The organism is Brevundimonas sp. FV1ye29L, assembly GCF_058681095.1.
In genome coordinates this window covers 692,718-713,388 of sequence record NZ_CM178730.1, presented here as the reverse complement: position 1 = coordinate 713,388, position 20,671 = coordinate 692,718, and the positions used below count along the sequence as shown (strand labels likewise).

Genomic DNA, 20,671 nt, shown 5'->3' with positions numbered 1-20,671 from the left:
AGAGCAAGCATGATGAGCGCCGCCGCAACCGCATTGAAGCCCTCCGCCGAGACCGCGCCCCAGTCGGGCGCGCGGCTGGTGGTCTCCACGCTTGAAAAGCTGGGGGTCGAGGTGCTGTTCGGCTATCCCGGCGGCGCCATCATGCCGATCTATGACGCCCTGGCCGGGTCGTCCCTGCGCCACTACCTGTGCCGCCACGAACAGGGCGCCGCCTTCGCCGCCGACAGCTATGCCCGCGTCTCCGGCAAGGTCGGGGTCTGTATGGCCACCTCCGGTCCGGGGGCGACCAATCTGGTCACCGGCATCGCCAACGCCATGCTGGATTCCGTCCCCATGGTCTGCATCACCGGCAATGTCGCCCAGGGCGTGATGGGGATGGACGCCTTCCAGGAGGTCGACATCCTGGGCGTCACCCTGCCGATCGTGAAACACTCCTATCTGGTCCGTCGCGCCGCCGACATTCCGGCGGTGATCGAGGAGGCCTTCCATCTGGCCCGGTCGGGTCGACCCGGACCGGTCCTGATCGACCTGCCCAAGGACGTCCAGTTCGAGCTGACCAGCGAGGCGCGCGCCTTCCACGTCCCGAACCACGCGGTCATCGCAGAAGCCGCGGTCATCGCCGAGGCCGAGGCCGCGATTCGCGCCGCCCGTCGCCCCGTCCTCTATATCGGCGGCGGGGCCAAGATTTCCGGGGCCGTCGATGCGGTGCGCGCCTTCGCGGCCATGACAGGCATCCCTCAGGTCTCGACGCTGAACGCCCTGGGCACCATCCCGACGGGCCAGGACAATTTTCTGGGCATGCTGGGCATGCACGGCGCCCGCTGCGCCAACGAGGCGGTGCAGGAAAGCGACCTGCTGATCGTCGTCGGCGCCCGTTTCGACGACCGCGCCACCGGCAAGCTGAACGAGTTCGCCCCCCACGCCGGGGTCGTCCATTTCGATATCGACCCGTCGGAGATCGGCAAGCTGCGCAAGGTTGCGGTCGGGGTCGTCGGCGATCTCAGGCCCAATCTGGAGGCGCTGAACGCGCGCCTGTCGACCGGCGCCGCCATCGAGGTGTCGGAATGGGCCGACCGGTGGCGGGCGCAGTCCGTGGCCCAGGCGTTCGACTATAACGCCCCCGGCGAAGGCGTCTTCGCCCCCCAGCTGCTGAACGAACTGTCGAGGAAGGCCGGCCCCGGCTTCATCGCCGCCTGTGACGTCGGCCAGCACCAGATGTGGGTTGCGCAGTACTGCGAGTTCTCGCGCCCGCAGGCGCACATCACCTCGGGCGGCCTCGGTTCGATGGGCTTTGGCCTGCCCGCCGGCATCGGCGCCAAACTGGCCGAGCCGGACGCCTGTGTCGTCACCATCACCGGCGACGGCGGGGTGATGATGAACATCCAGGAGCTGGCGACCGTCAACCGGTTCAGGATCCCGCTGAAGATCATCCTGCTGGACAACTCGCGTCTGGGCATGGTGCGTCAGTGGCAGGAGTTCTTCTTCGAGCGGAACTTCTCCGAGGTCGACCTGTCCGACAACCCCGACTTCGTGAAGGTGGCCGAGGCCTTCGGCATCCCGGCCTTCCGTATCGACCGCCGCGATCAGGTTTCGGACGGCATCGACCGGCTGCTGGCCGCCGAGGGGCCGATCCTGATGCACGTCATCATCGATCCGAACGACAACGTCTGGCCGCTGGTGCCGCCGGGCAAGAACAACGCCGAAATGCTGGAGGGCGCACGATGACCGACACCGTTCACATCCTGATCGACCGGGCCGACGGCGCGCTTCAGCGTCTGATCGGTCTGGTGGAGCGCCGGGGCTTCTACATCGACGCCATCACCATGGCGCCGGAGGGCGCGGCCCTGAACATCGCCCTGACCGTCCGCGGTCGGGACACGGGTCGTTCGATCGACAATCTGGGCCTGCAGATCGACCGCCTGGTGGGGGCGCGCCGCATCTCGAACGACGCCGCCTTTCGCTCCGAGGCCGCCTGATGACTGAAGGCGTCCCGGGCGCGTCACGTCCGAAAACCCTGTACGAAAAGGTCTGGGAGCGTCACCTCGCCGTCGACGAGACGGAGGCGACGCCGGCTGTCCTCTATATCGACCTGCATCTGGTCCATGAGGTCACCAGCCCCCAGGCCTTCAGCGAGATCGAGGCGCGCGGGCTGAAGGTCCGTCGTCCCGACCGCACCTTCGCCACCCTGGACCATTCGACCCCGACCCTGCCCGCCGTCGACGGCGAGCGGCCCTATGTGACGCCCGCGGCCAGGTCCCAGGTCGCGACGCTGGAGGCCAACTGCGCCCGCCACGGCGTCGAACTGGCCGGCTGGGGCTCGGACCAGCGCGGCGTCGTCCACGTCATGGGGCCTGAACAGGGCCTGACCCATCCCGGCATGACCGTGGTCTGCGGCGACAGCCACACCGCCACCCACGGCGCCTTCGGGGCCCTGGCCTTCGGCATCGGCACCTCCGAGGTCGGCCACGTCCTGGCCACCCAGTGCCTGCTGCAGCGTAGGGCGAAAACCCTGCGCGTCACCGTCGACGGCCAGCTGCAGCCCGGCGTCTCGGGCAAGGATGTCGCCCTGGCCGTCATCGCCGCGATCGGCTTCGGCGGCGGCACGGGCCATGTCATCGAATACGCCGGCGAGGCCGTCCGTTCGCTGGACATGGAAGGGCGGATGACCCTGTGCAACATGTCGATCGAGGCGGGCGCCCGCGCGGGGATGATCGCCCCGGACGAAAAGACCGTCGAATGGCTGCGCGGCCGTCGCCATGCGCCGAAGGGCGAGGCCTGGGAGGCGGCCGCCGCCGACTGGCTGACCCTGGCCACCGATCCTGGCGCGACCTTCGATACGGAGGTCCGGCTGGACGGCTCGGCGATCCGTCCCATGGCCACCTGGGGCACCACCCCTGACGCCGGGGTCCCCATCGGCGAGGTCGTGCCCCAGCCCCGATCCGACAGCGACCGCAAGGCCATCGCCTATATGGGCTTTACGGCCGGCGAGACGACCACGACCCAGCCGGTCGACGTCGTCTTCATCGGCTCCTGCACCAATGGCCGCCTGCCCGACCTGCGCGCCGCCGCCGGGGTCCTGCGCGGCCACAAGGTCAAGCCGGGCCTGCGCATGCTGGTCGTGCCGGGCTCCGAGGCCGTCCGCCGCGACGCGGAGGCGGAAGGACTGGACCAGGTCTTCATCGCGGCGGGGGCCGAGTGGCGTCTTCCGGGCTGTTCGATGTGCATCGCCATGAATGGCGATTTCGTCGGACCGGGACAGCTGGCCGTCTCGACTTCCAACCGCAATTTCGAGGGCCGGCAGGGCAAGGGCTCCCGGACCATCCTCGCCAGCCCGGCCACCGCCGCCGCCAGCGCGATCGCCGGCGTCCTGACCGACCCGCGGGTCTATCTGAGGGAGACGGCCGATGTCTGAGATCGAGCCCATCCGGACGCTGATGTCGAAAACCGTCATCCTCAGCCAGGCCAATATCGACACCGACCAGATCATTCCCGCGCGCTTCCTGACCACGACCACGCGCGACGGTCTGGGCAAGGCCGCCTTCTATGACTGGCGCTATGAGGCCGATGGTTCGCTGAAGCCCGAGGCGATCCTCAACCGCATCGACCCGACCGAACACCGCATCCTGCTGGCGGGCCGCAACTTTGGCTGCGGTTCGTCGCGCGAACATGCGCCCTGGGCCCTGGCCGACTACGGCTTCCGGGCGGTGATATCGACCGAGATCGCCGACATTTTCACGTCCAACGCCCTGAAGAACGGCCTGCTGCCCGTGGTGGTCGATCAGGCCGTCTGGGACGATCTGGCCGCCCATCCCGACCAGCCGGTCACCATCGACCTCGAGGCCAATGAGATCCGGCGCGGCAATGCCCATCCCGTTGCGTTCAAGGTCGAGGCCTTCGCCCGCCAATGCCTGCTGGACGGGGTCGACACCCTGGGCTGGCTGGAATCGAGACTGCCCGACATCGAAGCTTTCGAGCGCGCCAGAGAAGCGGAAACCGCCTGATGACCAGCACCAAGACCTATCGCATCGTCCTGCTGCCCGGCGACGGCGTCGGGCCTGAAGTCACCGCCTGTGCGCGCGCGGTTCTGGAGGTGATCGGCGACTTCTACAGCCACCGCTTCGAGTTCTCGGAACATCTGATCGGCGGGGCCGGCATCGACGCCGTCGGGGATCCCCTGCCACAGGCCACCCTCGACGCCTGCCTGGCCTCGGACGGCGTGTTGCTCGGCGCCGTCGGCGGGCCGAAGTGGGACGGCGCCCCGCGTCGCCCGGAGGAGGGCCTGCTGACCATCCGCAAGGCCATGGGCCTGTTCGCCAACCTGCGCCCGCTCCAGGTGTCCCCGGTCATGGCCCACCGCTCGCCGCTGAAGAAGGAGATCGTCGAGGGCGTTGACCTGATCGTCTTCCGCGAGCTGACCGGCGGCGTCTATTTCGGCGACAAGGGCAGGAAGGACGACGGTTCAGCCTATGACGTCTGTTCCTATTCCGTCGCGGAGATCGAACGCATCGCCCGCGCCGGCTTCCGCACCGCCCTGCAACGCCGGGGCAAGGTCACCTCGGTCGACAAGGCCAATGTCATGGAGACCAGCCGCCTGTGGCGCGAGGTCGTCACCCGGATCCATGCCGAGGAGTTTCCGCAGGTCGAGCTGAAACACGCCCTGGTCGACTCCATGGCCATGCATCTGATCCAGAAGCCGCGCGACTATGACGTCATCCTGACCGAGAACATGTTCGGCGACATCCTGTCCGACGAGATCTCGGTTCTGGGCGGCTCCATCGGCCTGCTGCCCTCCGCGTCGCTCGGCTCGGGCGGCCCCGGACTGTTCGAGCCGATCCATGGATCCGCCCCGGACATCGCCGGCCAGGACCTGGCCAATCCGGCCGGGACCATCCTCTCGGCCGCCATGCTGCTGCGGCACGGCCTGGGTCTCGAGGACGAGGCCAACTCCATCGAGGCGGCGGTGGCCGCCGTTCTCGCGGCCGGAGCCACCACCGCCGACCTGGGCGGCGAACTGGGCACCCGCGCCGCCTCCGAGGCGATCATCGACGCCATCCGCGCCATCCACTGGGCCGCCGCCCATCGCGTACAGATGCACTGGGGCTGATCTTCGGCCGACATCGCCCGGCGATTCAGCCGCAATGCCCCACATCTAAGGGTGTGGCGCCCCTGTGCGGCCGTGAGGACACGAATCGTGCGCGAAAGGCCAAGCTTTTCATCGCGCCGTGATTTTGCGCTCGCGAAAATGTGAATTTGTCCGTGAGCCAGTGATTCCGGTGATTATGACCTTTACCTCTCGGTCATCTTCGCAACAGGGGCATGAAAATTGCGCCGGAGGCCCCGCTTCCCCCTTGCATATCGCGAAAGCGTGATGGCTACTTCGCAACTGCGAGATCGCATGAGGGGAAAACATGTCACACCTATTGAAACGCGTAACACCGGGCGGCCTTGCCCTGGCCGCGCTGACCGTCGGGCTGTTCGCCGCCGGTGCAGCCTCGGCCCAGGAGGCTGCACCGGCCTTGCTCGGCCACCAGGCTGCGCTTGAACTCGACGCCGCCGGCACGGCCTGGCTCGGCACCTCGACCGCCCTGGTGTTGCTGATGACCCTGCCGGGCCTGGCCCTGTTCTATGGCGGCATGGTGCGCCGCAAGAACGTCATCGCCACCATCACCCAATCCGTCGGCGTCTTCGCCGTCGTCACCCTTGTGTGGTTCATCGCCGGCTATTCGATCGCCTTCGGCGCCAATCCGAACGCGGGGCTCCAGCCCTATGTCGGCAGCCTCGAGATGCTGTTCCTCAATGGCGTCAGCCTCCAGACGGCCAACAGCCTGCTGCCGGGCATTCCCGAGTTCCTGTTCATCTCCTTCCAGATGACCTTCGCCATCATCACCCCGGCCCTGATCACCGGCGCCTTCGCCGAACGGTTCAAGTACTCGGCCCTGCTGCTGTTCACGGCCCTGTGGTCGCTGTTCATCTACTCGCCCATCTGTCACTGGGTCTGGGGCGGCGGTTTCCTGGGTTCGGCCGGTGTGCTGGACTTCGCCGGTGGCGCCGTCGTTCACGTCAACTCAGGCGTCGCCGGCCTGGTCTGCGCCCTCTTCCTGGGCCGTCGCAAAGGCTACGGCACCGAGTCCATCACGCCTCACAACCCTGTCCTGACCATGATCGGCGCCTCCCTGCTGCTGGTGGGCTGGATCGGCTTCAACGCCGGTTCGGCCGGCGCAGCCAACGATCTGATGGCCGTGGCCCTGCTCAACACCGTCCTGGCCGCCGCTGCCGGCGCCCTGACCTGGAAGCTGATCGAGGTCATCGAGAAGAAGAAGGTTTCCCTGATCGGCATGCTGTCCGGCATCGTCGCCGGTCTGGTCGCCATCACCCCGGCCGCCGGCTTCGTCGATCCCAAGGGCGCGGTCATCATCGGCCTGCTGGCCGGACCGGTCTGCTACATCTCGTCCGTCTGGATCAAGAAGCTGCTGCGCTACGATGACAGCCTGGACGCCTTCGGCATTCACGGCGCGGGCGGCCTGCTGGGCGCCCTGCTGACCGGCGTGTTCGCCTCGACCGCGATCAACAGCCTGTCGGAAGGCGCCAATGTCGTCGATCAGGCCATCGGCCTGGTCTGGACCATCGCCTACAGCGCCGTCGGCACCCTGGTGATCCTGCTGATCTGCAAGTTCACCACCGGACTGCGCGTCTCTGAAGCCGAAGAGGCCGAAGGTCTCGACACCGTGCTGCACGGCGAAGCCCTGGATCACAGCTGATCCGTCAACGACCACCGGCCGGACGCGACCTCCCTCGCGTCCGGCCACTCTCGACCCACAACAACAATCATCGGGGATACCAAATGAAACTCACCACCGCCTGCGCAGCCGCCGCCCTGGCCCTGGGCCTGTCCGCCGCAGCCTCCGCCGCCTCGGCCCAGGACGTCGATGTGGCCTTCAACGCCGCCGTGACGTCCGACTACGTCTTCCGCGGCTTCAGCCAGACCGCCGAGGATCCGGCCCTGCAGGGCGGCGTCGATGTGACCATCGGCAGCTTCTATGCCGGCGCCTGGGCCTCCAACGTGGATTTCGGCGACAACACTGACGTCGAGATCGACGTCTATGGCGGTTTCCGGGGCGAAGCGGCCGGCTTCTCCTGGGACGGCGGAATCGTCTTCTACGGCTACGCGCCCGGTGCCAACTCCGACTATGACTATGTCGAGTTGAAGGCTGCCGCGTCGCGCGCCATCGGCCCGGTCACGGCCGGCGCCGCCATCTACTTCTCGCCGGACTTCTTCGGCGTTGACGACGAGGCGACCTATGTCGAGGTCAACGCCGCGTGGTCGCCGATCGAAAACCTGACCGTCTCGGGCGCCCTCGGCCAGCAGTGGCTCAATGTCAGCGACGACTATGTCACGTGGAATCTGGGCGCGACCTATGCCTTCGCCGGGACGCCGCTCGCCGCCGACCTGCGCTATCACGACACGGACGTCGACACCCCGTCCATCCCGATCAGCGACGGTCGCATCGTCGCCACCCTGAAGGCGGCCTTCTAGAGCCAGATCGGGAACAACCGCCGCCTTCCTGGCGACGAGTGGTAAAAAGCAAGGCGCCGCCCGTGGAGTGAGACACGGGCGGCGTTTTCAATTTCAGGTCAGAATTCCACCTCTGGCCAGGCTCCGGATGGATCAGCCGCCGTAGCTGCGTCCGCCGCCGCCGAAGCCGCCGCGCGAGACCACGGTTGTCCGGCTCTGCACCCGGCTCGGCGCCTGTCGCGTCGCGGGAACGTCGTCGCGTCCGCGCGCCACATTCCGGCCCGTGCGATAGTCACGGCCCAGATAACCGCCGGCCCCGTTGGAATACTGGCCGTCGCGGTCGCGATACAGGGCGCCGCCGCCGCGATAGCCTCCGCCATTCAACATCTGGCCGACGATGAAACCGGTCAACAGGGGGGTGAAGAAGGAACCACCGCCCGAGTTGGCGTTGTTCGGCTGGCACTGGGACGGCCCCCACTGGCCCTCGCACTCCTCACGCGTGGCGTAGCGTGGCGCGGTCTTCTCCGCATCCGCCCGGGCATTGGCGTAGCCGGCGTCGCATTCGGAGTCCGGGATATCGTTCGCCGTCCTGCATTCGTCCAGCGAGGTATAGGCCAGAGACGGCGCGGTCTCCGGGGCCGCCACCTGCGGTGCGCCGCAGGCCGCGAGGGTGAAGGTGGCCGTGGCCATCAGACTGGTCACATGCATGACCCGCGAGCGCATCATCCGGCGCATCGCGGTCGACTGCGGCAGGTCGGCCTCCGGGGCCTTCTTGGTCAGGTCGGTCATGGGATCAGGCCGTCATACAGGCGGCGTTGAGCAGGCCGGCGCAGATCGAGATCGCCGCCAGATAGAGGGCCGGCGCCATCTCGCCCGCCTCGATCCGCGCCTTGAGGTCGCGCAGCGCCAGCCGGCTGACCACGAGGAAGACGAGAATCTGTATGCCGCCGGCCAGCAGCGCCCAGGCCGCGAACTCCGGCAGGCTGACGGTCTGCGACAGGGCCGAGGCCAGCGGCAGGACATAGCCCAGAAGGGCGCCGCCCAGTGTGATCGCGGCCGCCGTGTTCCCGGCCCGGATCAGGGTGTGCTCATGATAGGGCGTGATCCACTGATAGATCAGCTTGAACGCAATGGTGAAGGCCGCCGCCGCCGCAAAGGCCATCAGGAAGGCCGTGGCCCCGTGCTGAAATCCGTAAAGATCGAACATTCTCGTCTCCTTCCCCGGCGCTTGAAGCGCAGGATAAAACAGGCGCCGGTCAGGCGTTGAATTCGGCCATTTCCAGCGGAATGCCAACCATGATTTCGTGGCTCGTGTCGCCCGCCTTGCCGGCGGCGTCCTGCGGCTGCATCTCCAGCGCCAGCATCAGCTCGCGTCCACCGGCCAGATCCCGCGCATACAGCATGCAGGTCTGGAAGATCTTCGAATACGGCGTCGTCGCGGCGCGATCGTCCCAGATCGTCTCCCACAGGGTCACCGGGGGCTGGATCGCATCGCTCTCGGCGAACCAGTAGCGCGGATAGTCCGGCAGATCCTCGGCGCCGCCCCTGAACACCGGTTCCGACAGCCGGTCGCGCCAGATCCGCCGCTCCCGCTCGCCCGGGGGATAGGCCGAGGTCCACGGGGTGAACAGGCTGAAGTCATAGGCCTCCCGCCCCTCGGCGTCATCGCTCATGGCCTGCAGCATGACGTGGTCGTCGGTATAGAAGCGATGCACATGCTGACCGCTGTCCAGGGCGATCGAGCCCTGGGCCGAGATGTTCAGCACGTCGCGATCCAGGGTGAAGACCGTCTCATCACCCAGCCGGCGCCAGGCCAGGGGATCCAGCGACACGGTTCGCCCGATCGTGATGTTGCGCACCTCGGCCAGCCGGTTGGCCGGGGCCGGATCACTTCCGCCGAACAGACGCTTGAACATGGCCGATCTCTAGCCCCGAAACCGCGTCGTCGCGAGCGTCACGGCGGCCGCAATCGCGGATTTTCGCCTGGCATACTGATGTCGCGCATAACGCATAGGCCGAACCTCACACGCCGCTTGCCTATCGTCAAGCGTTCATGTTACGCGTTACATGTACATGACGAAAGACGACAACATCTCGCCTGCCCCCGGTTCGGATCGCATCCGCGCCTGGCGAAAGGCCCGCCGCGACGCCGGCATGGTCAAGCTCGAGCTCTGGGTGCCCCGGGCCGTGCGCGACGATGTCCGGGCCGCCGTCCGCGCCATTGTGACCGACTCGACGCGCGGCCCGACCTTGGCCGCCCGCCCGCGACGCCCTACTTCACAAGCCATCACCCCCGGAGAGCCCCATCAGATGGATGCCGTGATCGAAACCCCCTGGACCGTGTCCGCCATTCGCGATGCGCTGGAAGCCTCCGCCCTGGTCCGCGAGGGCGAAATGACCCTGCGTGTGGTCGAGGGCGCCGACCCGGTGCTTCTCGCGACCATGCATGAATACGGCGACCTGCCGGTCTATCTGTCGGTCGGCGGCGCCCAGATCGTCGCCTCCGTCCTGCTCTGGCCCGTCGCCGAACAGGCCGACGCCGCCGCCTTCAACGAATTCCTGCTGAAGGCCCAGCGCGTGGTGCCCCTGTCCAACTTCGCCATCACCACGGTGGGCGATCAGGACGTCTATGAACTGATGGGCGAACTGTCTTCCAAGACGACGCTCCAGACCATATTGATCGAACTGCGCACCCTGGCCGAGAACGCCATCGACGCGACCGAACTGCGCCAGACCTTCGGCGCGCCCTCCGCCGACGCCGCCTGATCCGGAGACCAGACATGTCCATGCTCGCCAAACTCTCCGCCCTGTTCCGCGGCACCGCCCATGAGGCCGGCCAGTCGCTGGTCGACGCCAATGCGCTGAAGATCCTCGATCAGGAAATCCGCGACGCCGACACCAACCAGGGCAAGGCCCGCGACGACCTCGCCGGGCTCGTCGCCCGCCGCCGCATGGCGGAAAACGAGATGCAGAGCTTCGGCGACCAGATCGCCAAATACGAATCCTCCGCCCGCTCGGCCCTGGCCCAGGGCAAGACCGACCTGGCCCGCGAGGTCGCCCAGCGCATCGCCGAGCTGGAGACGGAAATCGGCACGCGCGGCCCCCTGATCGAGGGGATGAAACAGGCCGAGGCGCGCCTGCGTCAGGCCATCGCCGCCACCGACCAGAAGATCGAGACGCTCAAGCGCGAGGTCGACATCGTCAAGGTCAACGATTCGGTCCAGCGCGCCCAGACCTCGGTCGCCCTCCAGTCCCAGGGCGCCCATTCGCGCATCGGCTCCGCCGCCGACAGCCTGGCCCGGATCAAACAGAAACAGGCGGTGCAGGAAGAGAAGCTGCGCGTCGGTCAGGAGCTGGAGGACCGCCGCACCGGCGCCGACCTCGACGCCAAGCTCAAGGAAGCCGGCATCCTGCCCGGCCATTCCTCCGCCGACGACATCCTCGCCCGCCTCTCGGCGCCGAACACGACAATCGTCACGCCGCAGATCGAGATGAAGTCGGCGGACAAGGACCCGGCGTAACGTCTGTCCTCCCCGTTCGCCTGGCGAACGGGGAGGTGGCGCGGCGCCCTTGCGCCGTGACGGAGGGGGCGACCGGGTGTCGCCCGTAACTCCGGCTACGTCCCGCCGCTCACTCCAGCCACCGGGCCGCCCCCTCCGTCTCGTCGGCTGATCGCCGCCGATCCACCTCCCCATCGCTGCGCGACAGGGAGGACAAAGGAAACCGCCATGGAACGCATCACCCTCGACCCCCGCCCCGACTGGCAGGACACCGCCCGCGAGGTCGGCTTTACCTGGAGCCATGAAACGGGCGCGACCTATTGGGACGAGACCGCCGCCTACGCCTTCACCCTGCAGGAGATCGAGGAGGGGATCGAGGCGCCCACCGCCGCGCTTCAGGACCTGTGCCTGGCCCTGGTCGACGAGGTGGTCCAGTCCGAACGGCTGATGGAGCGGCTCGAGATCCCCGAGCCGATGCGCGACTATGTGGCCGACAGCTGGAAGCGCAACGACCCGTCCCTTTACGGCCGGTTCGACTTCGCCTTCGACGGCCTTCAGGACGGGTCGCGCGGCCCGGCCAAGCTCTACGAATACAATGCCGACACCCCGACCAGCGTCTATGAGACGGCGGTCTTCCAGTGGCTGTGGCTGGAGCAACAGATCGAGGCCGGCGTCCTGCCCGCCGACGCCGACCAGTTCAACAGCCTGCACGAGCAGCTGGTCGACCGGTTCCGGGCGATCTTCCCGCCCAATGAGTCGGGAGAGCGCGGCTTTGTCCACTTCACCTCGGACCCCGATTTCGTCGAGGATCGACAGACCGTGCGCTTCCTTGAGGATCTGGCGAAACAGGCCGGGCTCGACCCCCAGTTCGTGGCCATCGGCGACATCGGGCTGAATGCCGACGGTCGTTTCGTTGATCACGAGAATTTCCTGATCGGCGCCCTGTTCAAACTCTATCCATGGGAACAGATGCTGCGCGACGACTACGCCCGCCCCCTGCCCGATGCCGGAGTGACCGTGCTGGAGCCGGCGTGGAAATCCATCCTGTCCAACAAGGGCATCCTGCCCCTGCTGTGGGAACGCCATGCCGGCCACCCCAACCTGCTGGAATCGTATTTCGACGACGACCCGGCCGCAGCCTCCCTCGGAACCTCCTACGTCCGCAAGCCCCTGTTCTCCCGCGAGGGCGCCAATGTGGAGATGACGCTGGACGGCGCCGCCCAGCCGGTGCTCGACGGCGGCTATGGCGAAGGGCGCCATATCCGGCAGGCCCTGCACGCCCCGCCCGTGTTCGGCGGCAACCACGTGATCATCGGCTCCTGGCTGGTCGGAAACGAGCCGGCCGGCATCGGATTGCGCGAGGATTCGGGGCCGATCACGCGCAATACCTCGCGCTTCCTTCCCCATTTCATCCACGACTGAGGCAGGGTTCCCTGCGGCTTTTCGTCGGCTTCGCGATTGCGAGTCTGGCGTAACCGGTTACATTCCGACTAGAAGTTCGTCATGATGATCGCTTCGACCGCCGCCATGACGTATTCAGCCTCCCAGATGTCCCGCCGGTCCGCCATGTCCAAGCTCGCCTCCCTCGCCGCACTGGGCGCCGGTCTCTTCTCGGTCCCGTCCGGCGCGCGCGCCCAGACGGCGGGCCCGACGCCGCCGGCCGGTCTGGACCACGCGGCCCGCATCGAATGGCTGATCGGCCAGATGACCCTGGTCGAGAAGGCGGGACAGCTTAACCTGCTGGGCGACCCGTTCCGCTTCCGGCCCCAGAACGTCAATCCGCTGGATGGTCAGGGCGATCCCGGCCGGGTGGCCCGACTGATTCGCTCGGGCGAACTGGGCAATCTGTTCAACGGCGTCGGCGCCGAGGCCGGCCGGCGCATCCAGCGCATCGCGGTAGAGGAGACCCGTCTCAAGATCCCGCTGCTGTTCGCCGCCGACATCATCCACGGCCTCTACACCGTCTTCCCGGTTCCGCTCGCCGAGGCCGCCGCCTTCGACGCCGACCTGGCCCGCCGCACCGCCCGCGCCGCTGCGCTCGAGGGCGCCGTGTCCGGCATTCACCAGAACTACGCCCCGATGATCGACGTGGCCCGCGACCAGCGCTGGGGCCGGGTGGTCGAGGGCGGGGGCGAGGACGTCCTGCTCAACCAGATTCTGGCCGAGGCCCGGGTGCGCGGCATCCAGGGCGACCATGGCCTGAACCACCCCGACGCCCTCGTCGCCACGCCCAAACATTTCATCGCCTATTCGGCGGCCCAGGGCGGGATGGAATACAACACCACCGATATGTCGGAGGCGACGCTGCGCGGGGTGTTCCTGCCGCCCTTCCAGACGGCGGTGAACGCCGGGGCCATGTCGGTGATGAGCGCCTTCAACGACCTGAACGGCGTGCCCACCTCGGGCAATCACCACATGCTGACCGAGGTTCTGCGCGACGAGCTGGATTTCGCCGGCTTCGTCGTTTCCGACTACACCTCCGAACAGGAGTTGATCGCCCACGGCTTCGCCGAGGACGGCCGTGACGCCGCCCGCATCGCCATCCTGGCCGGCGTCGACATGAGCATGGTCTCGGGCCTGTATCTTGAGCACCTGCCCGATCTGGTGGAAAAGGGCGATGTGCCCCTGGCCCGTCTCGACGAGGCGGTGCGCCGCGTCCTGACCGTCAAGGCCGCGCTGGGCCTGTTCGACGACCCCTATCGCGGCATGGACCCCGTGCGGGAAAAGGCCATCTGCGGCTCCCGCGCCCACTATGACCTGGCCCGCGAGGCCGGGGCCAAGTCCATCGTCCTGCTCAGGAACGACGGCGACCTGCTGCCGCTCAAACGCGAAGGCCAGAAGATCGCCCTGATCGGCCCCTTCGCCGACGACGTCGACAATGTCTTCGGTCCCTGGACCATCTGGGGCGACGAAAAGCACCGCATCTCGCTGGAGACCGGTTTCCGCGCCGCCATGACCGACCCGCAAGGTCTCGCGATCGCCCGCGGCTCCGACATCGAGGGCCCTCTGGCCGGAGGGATCGAGGCGGCGGTCGCCGCAGCCGAACGCGCGGATGTGGTCGTCCTGGCCATCGGCGAGGGCAGCCGCATGTCGGGCGAGGCCCAGGCCCGCACCGAGATCACCCTGCCGCCGGCGCAACAGGCCCTGGCCGAGGCCGTGGCCGCCACCGGCAAGCCCGTCGTCGTCCTGCTCCGGAACGGCCGGGCGCTGGAACTGTCGGGCGCCGTCAAGGACGCCCCGGCCATCGTCGTGTCGTGGTTCCTGGGCTCGGAGATGGGCCACAGCGTCGCCGATGTCCTGTTCGGCGCCCACTCCCCGTCCGGCCGCCTGCCGGTCAGCTTCCCGCACAAGTCGGGCCAGCAACCCTTCTCCTACGATCACAAGACCACCGGCCGACCCGCCGACCCGACCAAGGCCGTCGAGGAATATACGGCCCGCTATCGCGAGACGACCAACACCGCCCTCTATCCCTTCGGCCACGGCCTGACCTATGGCCGCCTCGCCTATTCGAGCCCGACCCTGTCGTCCGCCACAATGGCCTGGGACGGCGAGATCACTGCCTCCGTCGCTGTGTCAAACACAGGCCCTGTGGATGTGGTGGAGACCGTCCAGCTCTATGTCCGCGACCGCGTCGCCAGCCTGACCCAGCCCGGCCAGCGCCTGCGCGACTTCCGCAAGGTCGCCATCAAGGCCGGAGAGACCGTGACGGTCGCCTTCACCTTGAAACGCAGCCAGCTTGAGTTCATCGGCGCGAACGGGACCCTGACCGTTGAACCCGGCGCCTTTGACCTCTGGCTCGTCCCCTCGGCCCAGACCGGAACGCCGACGCGGTTCACCCTCACGCGATAGAACCTTCGGTCAGTGGGCGGCGGCCTGCGGCAGGTGATCCTTGTCGTGGCGGCCGACCCGGTCGATCAGGGTCTGCCCCGCCTGGTTCATGCCGATGACCGTGACCTCGGCGCCCTGACGGCGATAGCGGAAGACCACCTTGTCCACCGCCGCCACACCGGTCAGGTCCCACAGGTGCGCGCCGGTCATGTCGATCTCGACGCGGGTGGGGTGGCCGTGGTGTTCGAAGGCGGCGGCGAAGACATCGGCCGAGGCGAAGAACAGCTGACCGGTGACGCGGTAGCGCAGGACGCCCGCCTCCGGCGTCGGGATCTCCTCGACCACCACGGTCTTGCCGACCTTGCGCATGAAGAAGATGGCCGACAGGACCACGCCCAGCACCACCCCCTTCGACAGGTCATGGGTCAGGACGACGGTGGCGGTGGTGGCGACCATGACGATGGAGGACTGGACCGGGGTGGAGCGCAGCTTCAGCACCGAACCCCAGTCGAAGGTGCCGACCGAGACCATGATCATCACCGCCACCAGGGCCGCCATCGGGATGCGGGCGACCCAGTCCTGCAGCACCAGAATGAGGAACAGCAGGAACAGCCCGGCCCACAGGGTGGACAACCGGCCGCGCGCGCCACTGGTCACATTGATGATCGACTGGCCGATCATGGCGCAGCCGGCCATGCCGCCGAACAGGGACGAGGCGATGTTGGCGATGCCCTGACCGCGCGTCTCGCGATCCTTGTCCGACGGCGTGTCGGTGATGTCGTCCAGCAGGTTGGCGGTCAGCAGGCTCTCCAGCAGACCGACGAACGCCAGGGTCGCAGCGATCGGCCCGATGATGACCAGCGTCTCCCACGTCAGCGGCACGACCGGGATGTGGAACATCGGCAGGGTCGAGGGCATCTGACCCATGTCGCCGACGGTGCGGACATCCAGCCCGCTCCAGATCACGAAACCGCTCAGCAGGACGATGGCCACCAGCGGCGACGGCACGGCCTTCGTCAGGCGCGGCAGGCCGTAGATGATGATCAGGGCCGCCCCGACGAGGGCGAAGGTCTGCCAGTTGGCCCCGATCAGCTCGGGCATCTGGGCCAGGAAGATCAGGATGGCCAGTGAGTTGACGAAGCCGGTCATGACGCTGCGCGACACGAACCTGATGTACCGGCCCAGCCGGAACAGGCCGATGACGATCTGGAACACCCCGCACAGCAGGGAGGCGGCGAACAGATACTCGAGGCCGTGGTCGCGCACGAGGGTGACCATCAAGAGGGCCATGGCCCCGGTGGCCGCAGAGATCATCGCCGGCCGGCCGCCGACGAAGGCGATGGTCACGGCGATGATAAAGCTGGCGTACAGGCCCACCGCCGGATCGACCCCGGCGATGATGGAAAAGGCGATGGCCTCGGGGATCAGGGCCAGGGCCACAACGGTCCCGGCCAGCAGGTCGCGGCGAGGGTTGGCGAGCCATTGCTCGCGCGCGGAGGCGATGATGGACATGGGGTTCTTCGTGCGGGTGAGCCGCATCCCGCGGCTCGGGTTTCCTGACGGATCGGCGGTCAGGATAGCCACCCCCCTCCTGCGAACAGGGGCGGGTCCGATGTTTGACGCGCCCTCTTGCCCGCTGGGGCCGGGGGACACAAGGGCCGGCGTCCTTCGCCGAGGCCGCGAATGGACGCCAGACGGTTCCGCAGCCGCCGCTGGGCAAGATCGCCTGCGGATCGCCCGGACCGGTGAGTCGTCGCGAATCCTCTGCTAGACCCACCCCATGACCGCCCTTCGCGACGTCTTCATCACCGGCGCCGGCGCCTTCCTCCCGGGCGACCCGGTCGGCGTCGAGGCGATGGAGGACCATATCGGCCGCATCCATGGCCGCCCCTCCGCCGTTGGTCGCCGCGCCCTGCGCTGGAACGGCGTCGAGACCCGCCACTATGCCCTGACGCCGGACGGGACGCCGTTTCAGTCCAACGCCTCCATGGCGGCGAACGCTGTCCGGGCGGCCCTGGATGACGCGGGCCTCGGCCCCGACGACCTCGACCATCTGGCGACGGCGACGACCCAGGGCGACTATCTCGTCCCCGGCCACGCCTCGGCGGTCCATGCCGAACTGGCCTGTGGGCCGCTGGAGCTCGCCTCCTACCAGTCGGTCTGCGCCTCGGCCCTGATGGCGGCCAAGGGCGCCTGGCTGCAGGTCCGGGCGGGTGAGGCCCGGGTCGCCGCCGCCTCGGGCAGCGAGTTCTCGTCGCGCTGGTTCCGCCCCGGATTCTACGAGGGCACGGCCCTGGTCGACGACAAGGGGCGCGCCCGCATGGAGGCCGACTTCCTGCGCTTTACCCTGTCCGATGGCGCCGGCGCCGTGGTCATGGAGCCCCGCCCCCGGCCCGACGGACTGTCCCTGAAAATCGAGTGGATCGACCTGACCTCGCTGGCCGGCCGGTTCGACCCCTGTATGTGGGCCGGCTCCACCTTCGCCGACCGGGCGGACATGCTGAGCGCTTGGAGCCACGCCGGACCGCTGCCCGCCCACGCCTCGGGCGCGGTCGCCCTGTTGCAGGATTTCGAGCTTCTGAAGGTCGTCATCCGCGCCTGGATCGGCGTCTGGATGGACAAGGTGGATCAGGACCGCATCGACCCCGCCCGCGTCGACCACCTGCTGTGTCACTATTCGGCCCGGTCGCTGCGCCAGGACATCGTCTCGATCCTGGAGACCACCGGCGCCATGATCCCCGAGACGAAATGGTTCAGCAATCTGGCGACCGTCGGCAATGTGGGCTCCGCCTCGATCTGGGTCATGCTGGAGGCGTTCATGAAAAGCGGGCGGGCGAAGCGCGGCGAACGCCTCCTGCTCATCGTTCCCGAGAGCGGCCGCGCCATGGTCGGTTTCATGATGCTGGAGGTGGTGTAATGGCCGATGGACCCCCGCCCCACGATCAGGTCGCCGACACCCTGCGCAAACTGACCGTCGTCTTCACCGGGTTCGAACAGCGGCTGGAGGCCACGCCGCTGATCCGCAAATTGACGCGCGGCCGGTTCGAGATCGCCGACTACCACGCCTTCCTCATCAACCTCAGGCAACAGGTGAAGGACGGCGCCCTGTGGATGAGCCGCGCGGCCTCCCACATCGGCGAGGACCATCTGGAGCTGCGCTCGACCCTGATGCGCCATGCGGTGACCGAACACCGCGACTTCCGCCTGCTGGAGGCCGACTTCGTCGCAGCCGGCGGACAGCTCGACGCTATTCGCTCGGCCCCGAAGAACATCGGGTCCGAGGCTCTCTCGGCCTGGATGTTCCATCAGGCGTCGCAACCCGACCCCTTCGGCCTGCTGGGCGCCATGTTCGTGATCGAGGGGCTGGGATCGATCAAGGCCGCGCCCTGGGGCCGGCTGGTGAAGGCGAGGCTGAACCTGCCCGACGAGGCGGTTCGATTCCTGCTCTATCACGGCGAGAACGACGTCGAACATATGCAGGAGTTCCAGCAGATGCTGGCCATGGTCCTGCCTGACGAGGCCGTGGCCGAACGCATCGTCACCACCGCCCGCGTCACCGCCCGCCTCTATGCGCTGCAGATCGAGGAGATCACGGCATGACGTCCGCCTCGTCCCCCGGTCTCGCCGATCCGTTCGATCCGGCGCGCCACGATCCGGCGGATCCGGACCCGTGGCTGGCCCTGTACCTGGATCACAGCCTGCCGATCGACGAGGGCGCCAAGCGCGCCCTCCTGCTCGGCGCCCGCTCGTGGTCGCGGCGCTGGCTGTTTCCCGTCGCCCGGCCGGTGGTGCTCCTGTTCTTCTGTCTGGTGAAGGTGCTGCGCGCCCTCTCGCCTCGCCACCCCAATCTGAACGGCCTGCTGCACCGGACCATCCACTGGGGCCTGCGCACCTTCGCCACGCCCGAGGCCAACACCGTCATCCTGCGCCACTTTCACGTCGGCACGGAACTGACCGCCTTCGTGCGGATGAACTCCGGCGTCGCCGACAAGGTGCCGTCGCGTCCCCTGCGCCCCACCCGGCTCAGGGACATCGAGAACAACCTGTTCCTCGAACACGACCTGAACATCTTCAACTTCATCATCGAGCTGAACACCGCCCTGCGCGCCGAGGGACGGGATCTGACGCCGCCCCGCGACATCGACTTCTCGATGATCTCGGACGAATTCGTCCCGTTCGAGCCGTTTCCGCGCAAGGCCCTCAACCGCATCGACGTCCAGACGGCGGTGGAGTTCTATACCCCGGTCTATGCCCTGATGCTGCCGCGCGACGACTTTGTGCGCGCCTCCAACTCGCTGCAGCTGGACGAGGTCATGGCCATCTATATCGGCCGTATCCTCGGCTCCGACTACCACATGAGCTTCGTCAAGAACGGCCACCCTCTGGTCGCCCTGTCCACGCTCCAGTCCGGCTACCGGCTGATGATGCACGGTCTGGACTCAGAGGCCATGCATGGATGGCTGCGCGTCCTGAAACACCGCCAGGCGGCGGGCCTGCCGCTTGATCCCCGCAATACGGTGGGCGCCGCCCCGGGTTAGGCCGCCGGGGCTGATGCGGCCTCGGCCGCGACCGTCTTCCGGGCCCGTCCGCGTCCGAACCGATAGACCACGAAGGCGATGCCGCAGCCGACGATCAGGATGCCCGCCGTCAGCAGCGGCCGGAAGGTGAACCAGGCCAGGGCGATCGTGATCGTCCCCACCGTCAGCCCCAGCACAAAGCCGATCAGACCCGTCCCCATCCTCACGATCGTGCCGGCCAGGGGCAGGACGTCGGCCAGAACGCCCAGCGGCGCCAGGATCATGCCGAAGCCCGCGATCAGCACCATCAGGCCGATGCCGCGCACGATCCAGGTGAGGATCCTGTTGGCGTTCTGGGCGCCTTCGAACATCTCGGCCGCCGGCACGTCGCCGCTGGCGACCAGCAGGAATTCCTCGCCGTTCCGGGCCCGGTATGGCGCGAAACCCTCGCCGGTCTGACGGGCCACGACGCTGGTCTCGGCGGCCGGCGTCAGGGCGTAGGTTACCCGCAGATCGCCGATGGCGGGGCCCGCCGGCACGACGGCCGCCGCCTGGCCGGCGCCGGCGGCGTCGCCGGCTTCGGCGTCGGCCAGCGGCCGGTCCGAGAGCACGATCCGGTTCTGCACGATGGCCACATGCCGCCGCAGGCTCCCTGCCGCCTCGCGAACGGCCGGCAGGAGATCCGGCGACAGGGTCAGGTCCGCAGCGCCGTCGATCTGGCCGACGATGTCCTCTCCCAGACTGAAGGCGCCGAGCGTCGCATCCTCGGCCAGAAAGTCGGCGGCCTCGACATCGAACTCGGGATTGCGGTGACCGTTCGGCTCCGCAAACCCGTCCGAATTCTCGGCGGCGCCCGACCAGACCGGGGCGTAGCTATAGGTGGTCACCGTCTCCTCGCCGCCGCCCAGTTTGGTGCGGGTCTCGCTCTTCGAGGTCTCGCGCCACTGATACATCTCGACCTGACGGGCCAGGCGCACGCCGGTCCCGCTGACGCCGAAGGCCGGATCGGTCAGGGGGGCGGTCACCGCGACCGGACCCGAGACATGGACCAGCTTCTGGTCATTGGCCGGATCGACGGCTTCGGACCCGATGCTGGTGACGGTCGCCGCGCCTTCCGCCAGGCCCCGTGCGGTCTTGACCGCCCGGCCTTCATTCCAGAACAGCACCCCCACGCAGACGAAAATCAGCACGATCCCGATCAGCACGCCGCTGAAGGCGCCGCCGATACGCGAGAACCACGAGGTGCTGGTGGTGCGTGTGACCTGATCGTTCATTCTGTTCCCCCCCGGAACGCGACGCCCCTGACGGGCTGG

General features: G+C 67.9%; 19 protein-coding genes and 1 other annotated feature. Of the genes, 14 read left to right on the top strand and 5 right to left on the bottom strand.

Annotated elements, in window-relative coordinates:
* Positions 1 to 12 precede the first annotated feature (12 nt).
* The 7 genes from ilvG to ACW17W_RS03555 all read left to right on the top strand — a co-directional run bounded on the left by ilvG (position 13) and on the right by ACW17W_RS03555 (position 7,534).
* On the top strand, positions 13 to 1,725 hold the full coding sequence (ilvG, locus tag ACW17W_RS03585; protein ID WP_492079379.1) for an acetolactate synthase 2 catalytic subunit: 1,713 nt from the start codon (positions 13 to 15) through the stop codon (positions 1,723 to 1,725).
* A complete protein-coding gene (locus ACW17W_RS03580; RefSeq protein ID WP_492079378.1) occupies positions 1,722 to 1,976 on the top strand; it encodes an ACT domain-containing protein in 255 nt (84 codons plus the stop codon). The genes ilvG and ACW17W_RS03580 overlap by 4 nt, the downstream gene beginning before the upstream one ends.
* Complete coding sequence (gene leuC / locus ACW17W_RS03575) at positions 1,976 to 3,412, top strand: 3-isopropylmalate dehydratase large subunit (RefSeq protein ID WP_492079377.1); 1,437 nt, start codon at positions 1,976 to 1,978, stop codon at positions 3,410 to 3,412. The genes ACW17W_RS03580 and leuC overlap by 1 nt, the downstream gene beginning before the upstream one ends.
* Positions 3,405 to 4,001 carry a 3-isopropylmalate dehydratase small subunit gene (gene leuD, locus ACW17W_RS03570; RefSeq protein ID WP_492079376.1) on the top strand — a complete coding sequence of 199 codons (597 nt, stop codon included), beginning with the start codon at positions 3,405 to 3,407 and terminating at the stop codon, positions 3,999 to 4,001. Before leuC ends, leuD begins: the two co-directional genes overlap by 8 nt.
* Entirely contained in the window at positions 4,001 to 5,104 is a 1,104-nt protein-coding gene (leuB, locus tag ACW17W_RS03565) for a 3-isopropylmalate dehydrogenase (RefSeq protein WP_492079375.1), read from the top strand. Before leuD ends, leuB begins: the two co-directional genes overlap by 1 nt.
* A gap of 304 nt (positions 5,105 to 5,408) precedes the next feature.
* On the top strand, positions 5,409 to 6,758 hold the full coding sequence (locus tag ACW17W_RS03560; protein WP_492079374.1) for an ammonium transporter: 1,350 nt from the start codon (positions 5,409 to 5,411) through the stop codon (positions 6,756 to 6,758).
* A gap of 83 nt (positions 6,759 to 6,841) precedes the next feature.
* Positions 6,842 to 7,534 (top strand): TorF family putative porin, encoded by a 693-nt coding sequence (locus ACW17W_RS03555; RefSeq protein ID WP_492079373.1) that lies wholly within the window; start codon positions 6,842 to 6,844, stop codon positions 7,532 to 7,534.
* 132 nt (positions 7,535 to 7,666) lie between these two features.
* Here ACW17W_RS03555 and ACW17W_RS03550 read toward each other — a convergent pair whose 3' ends face one another.
* The 3 genes from ACW17W_RS03550 to ACW17W_RS03540 are packed head-to-tail and all read right to left on the bottom strand — an operon-like array spanning position 7,667 to position 9,429.
* Positions 7,667 to 8,302 (bottom strand): DUF1190 domain-containing protein, encoded by a 636-nt coding sequence (locus ACW17W_RS03550; RefSeq protein ID WP_492079372.1) that lies wholly within the window; start codon positions 8,300 to 8,302, stop codon positions 7,667 to 7,669.
* A gap of 4 nt (positions 8,303 to 8,306) precedes the next feature.
* The gene (locus ACW17W_RS03545; RefSeq protein WP_492079371.1) at positions 8,307 to 8,720 is read right to left on the bottom strand and encodes a DUF350 domain-containing protein; all 414 of its coding nucleotides are present in this window, start codon (positions 8,718 to 8,720) and stop codon (positions 8,307 to 8,309) included.
* 49 nt (positions 8,721 to 8,769) lie between these two features.
* The gene (locus ACW17W_RS03540) at positions 8,770 to 9,429 is read right to left on the bottom strand and encodes a YjfK family protein (RefSeq protein ID WP_492079370.1); all 660 of its coding nucleotides are present in this window, start codon (positions 9,427 to 9,429) and stop codon (positions 8,770 to 8,772) included.
* A 157-nt stretch (positions 9,430 to 9,586) separates the two neighbouring features.
* Between ACW17W_RS03540 and ACW17W_RS03535 the strand changes: the two genes are divergently transcribed.
* The 4 genes from ACW17W_RS03535 (at position 9,587) to ACW17W_RS03520 (ending at position 14,862) form a co-directional block, all read left to right on the top strand.
* A complete protein-coding gene (locus ACW17W_RS03535; RefSeq protein WP_492079369.1) occupies positions 9,587 to 10,279 on the top strand; it encodes a YjfI family protein in 693 nt (230 codons plus the stop codon).
* 14 nt (positions 10,280 to 10,293) lie between these two features.
* Positions 10,294 to 11,034, top strand: coding sequence for a PspA/IM30 family protein (locus ACW17W_RS03530; RefSeq protein ID WP_492079368.1), 741 nt, complete (start codon positions 10,294 to 10,296; stop codon positions 11,032 to 11,034).
* 207 nt (positions 11,035 to 11,241) lie between these two features.
* Positions 11,242 to 12,435 (top strand): glutathionylspermidine synthase family protein, encoded by a 1,194-nt coding sequence (locus ACW17W_RS03525; protein ID WP_492079367.1) that lies wholly within the window; start codon positions 11,242 to 11,244, stop codon positions 12,433 to 12,435.
* An 84-nt stretch (positions 12,436 to 12,519) separates the two neighbouring features.
* Positions 12,520 to 14,862, top strand: coding sequence for a glycoside hydrolase family 3 N-terminal domain-containing protein (locus ACW17W_RS03520; RefSeq protein WP_492080246.1), 2,343 nt, complete (start codon positions 12,520 to 12,522; stop codon positions 14,860 to 14,862).
* Between the two features lie 9 nt (positions 14,863 to 14,871).
* On the opposite strand, the gene ACW17W_RS03515 is transcribed toward ACW17W_RS03520, so the two are convergent.
* Positions 14,872 to 16,353, bottom strand: coding sequence for a SulP family inorganic anion transporter (locus ACW17W_RS03515; RefSeq protein WP_492079366.1), 1,482 nt, complete (start codon positions 16,351 to 16,353; stop codon positions 14,872 to 14,874).
* 38 nt (positions 16,354 to 16,391) lie between these two features.
* Positions 16,392 to 16,455 (bottom strand) — a sequence feature (sul1 is cis-regulatory element that is thought to sense ions involved in sulfur or methionine metabolism; They are found in Alphaproteobacteria).
* 166 nt (positions 16,456 to 16,621) lie between these two features.
* Between ACW17W_RS03515 and ACW17W_RS03510 the strand changes: the two genes are divergently transcribed.
* From ACW17W_RS03510 to ACW17W_RS03500, 3 genes are read left to right on the top strand one after another with little or no spacing between them, the layout of a single operon-like run.
* Positions 16,622 to 17,758: a beta-ketoacyl-ACP synthase III gene (locus tag ACW17W_RS03510; RefSeq protein ID WP_492079365.1), complete on the top strand. Its 1,137-nt coding sequence runs from the start codon at positions 16,622 to 16,624 to the stop codon at positions 17,756 to 17,758.
* Positions 17,758 to 18,441, top strand: coding sequence for an iron-containing redox enzyme family protein (locus tag ACW17W_RS03505; RefSeq protein WP_492079364.1), 684 nt, complete (start codon positions 17,758 to 17,760; stop codon positions 18,439 to 18,441). Before ACW17W_RS03510 ends, ACW17W_RS03505 begins: the two co-directional genes overlap by 1 nt.
* On the top strand, positions 18,438 to 19,379 hold the full coding sequence (locus ACW17W_RS03500; RefSeq protein ID WP_492079363.1) for a DUF6999 family protein: 942 nt from the start codon (positions 18,438 to 18,440) through the stop codon (positions 19,377 to 19,379). The genes ACW17W_RS03505 and ACW17W_RS03500 overlap by 4 nt, the downstream gene beginning before the upstream one ends.
* Here the strand turns inward: ACW17W_RS03500 and ACW17W_RS03495 are convergent.
* Entirely contained in the window at positions 19,376 to 20,632 is a 1,257-nt protein-coding gene (locus ACW17W_RS03495; RefSeq protein WP_492079362.1) for a TMEM43 family protein, read from the bottom strand. The genes ACW17W_RS03500 and ACW17W_RS03495 overlap by 4 nt on opposite strands.
* Positions 20,633 to 20,671 lie beyond the last annotated feature (39 nt).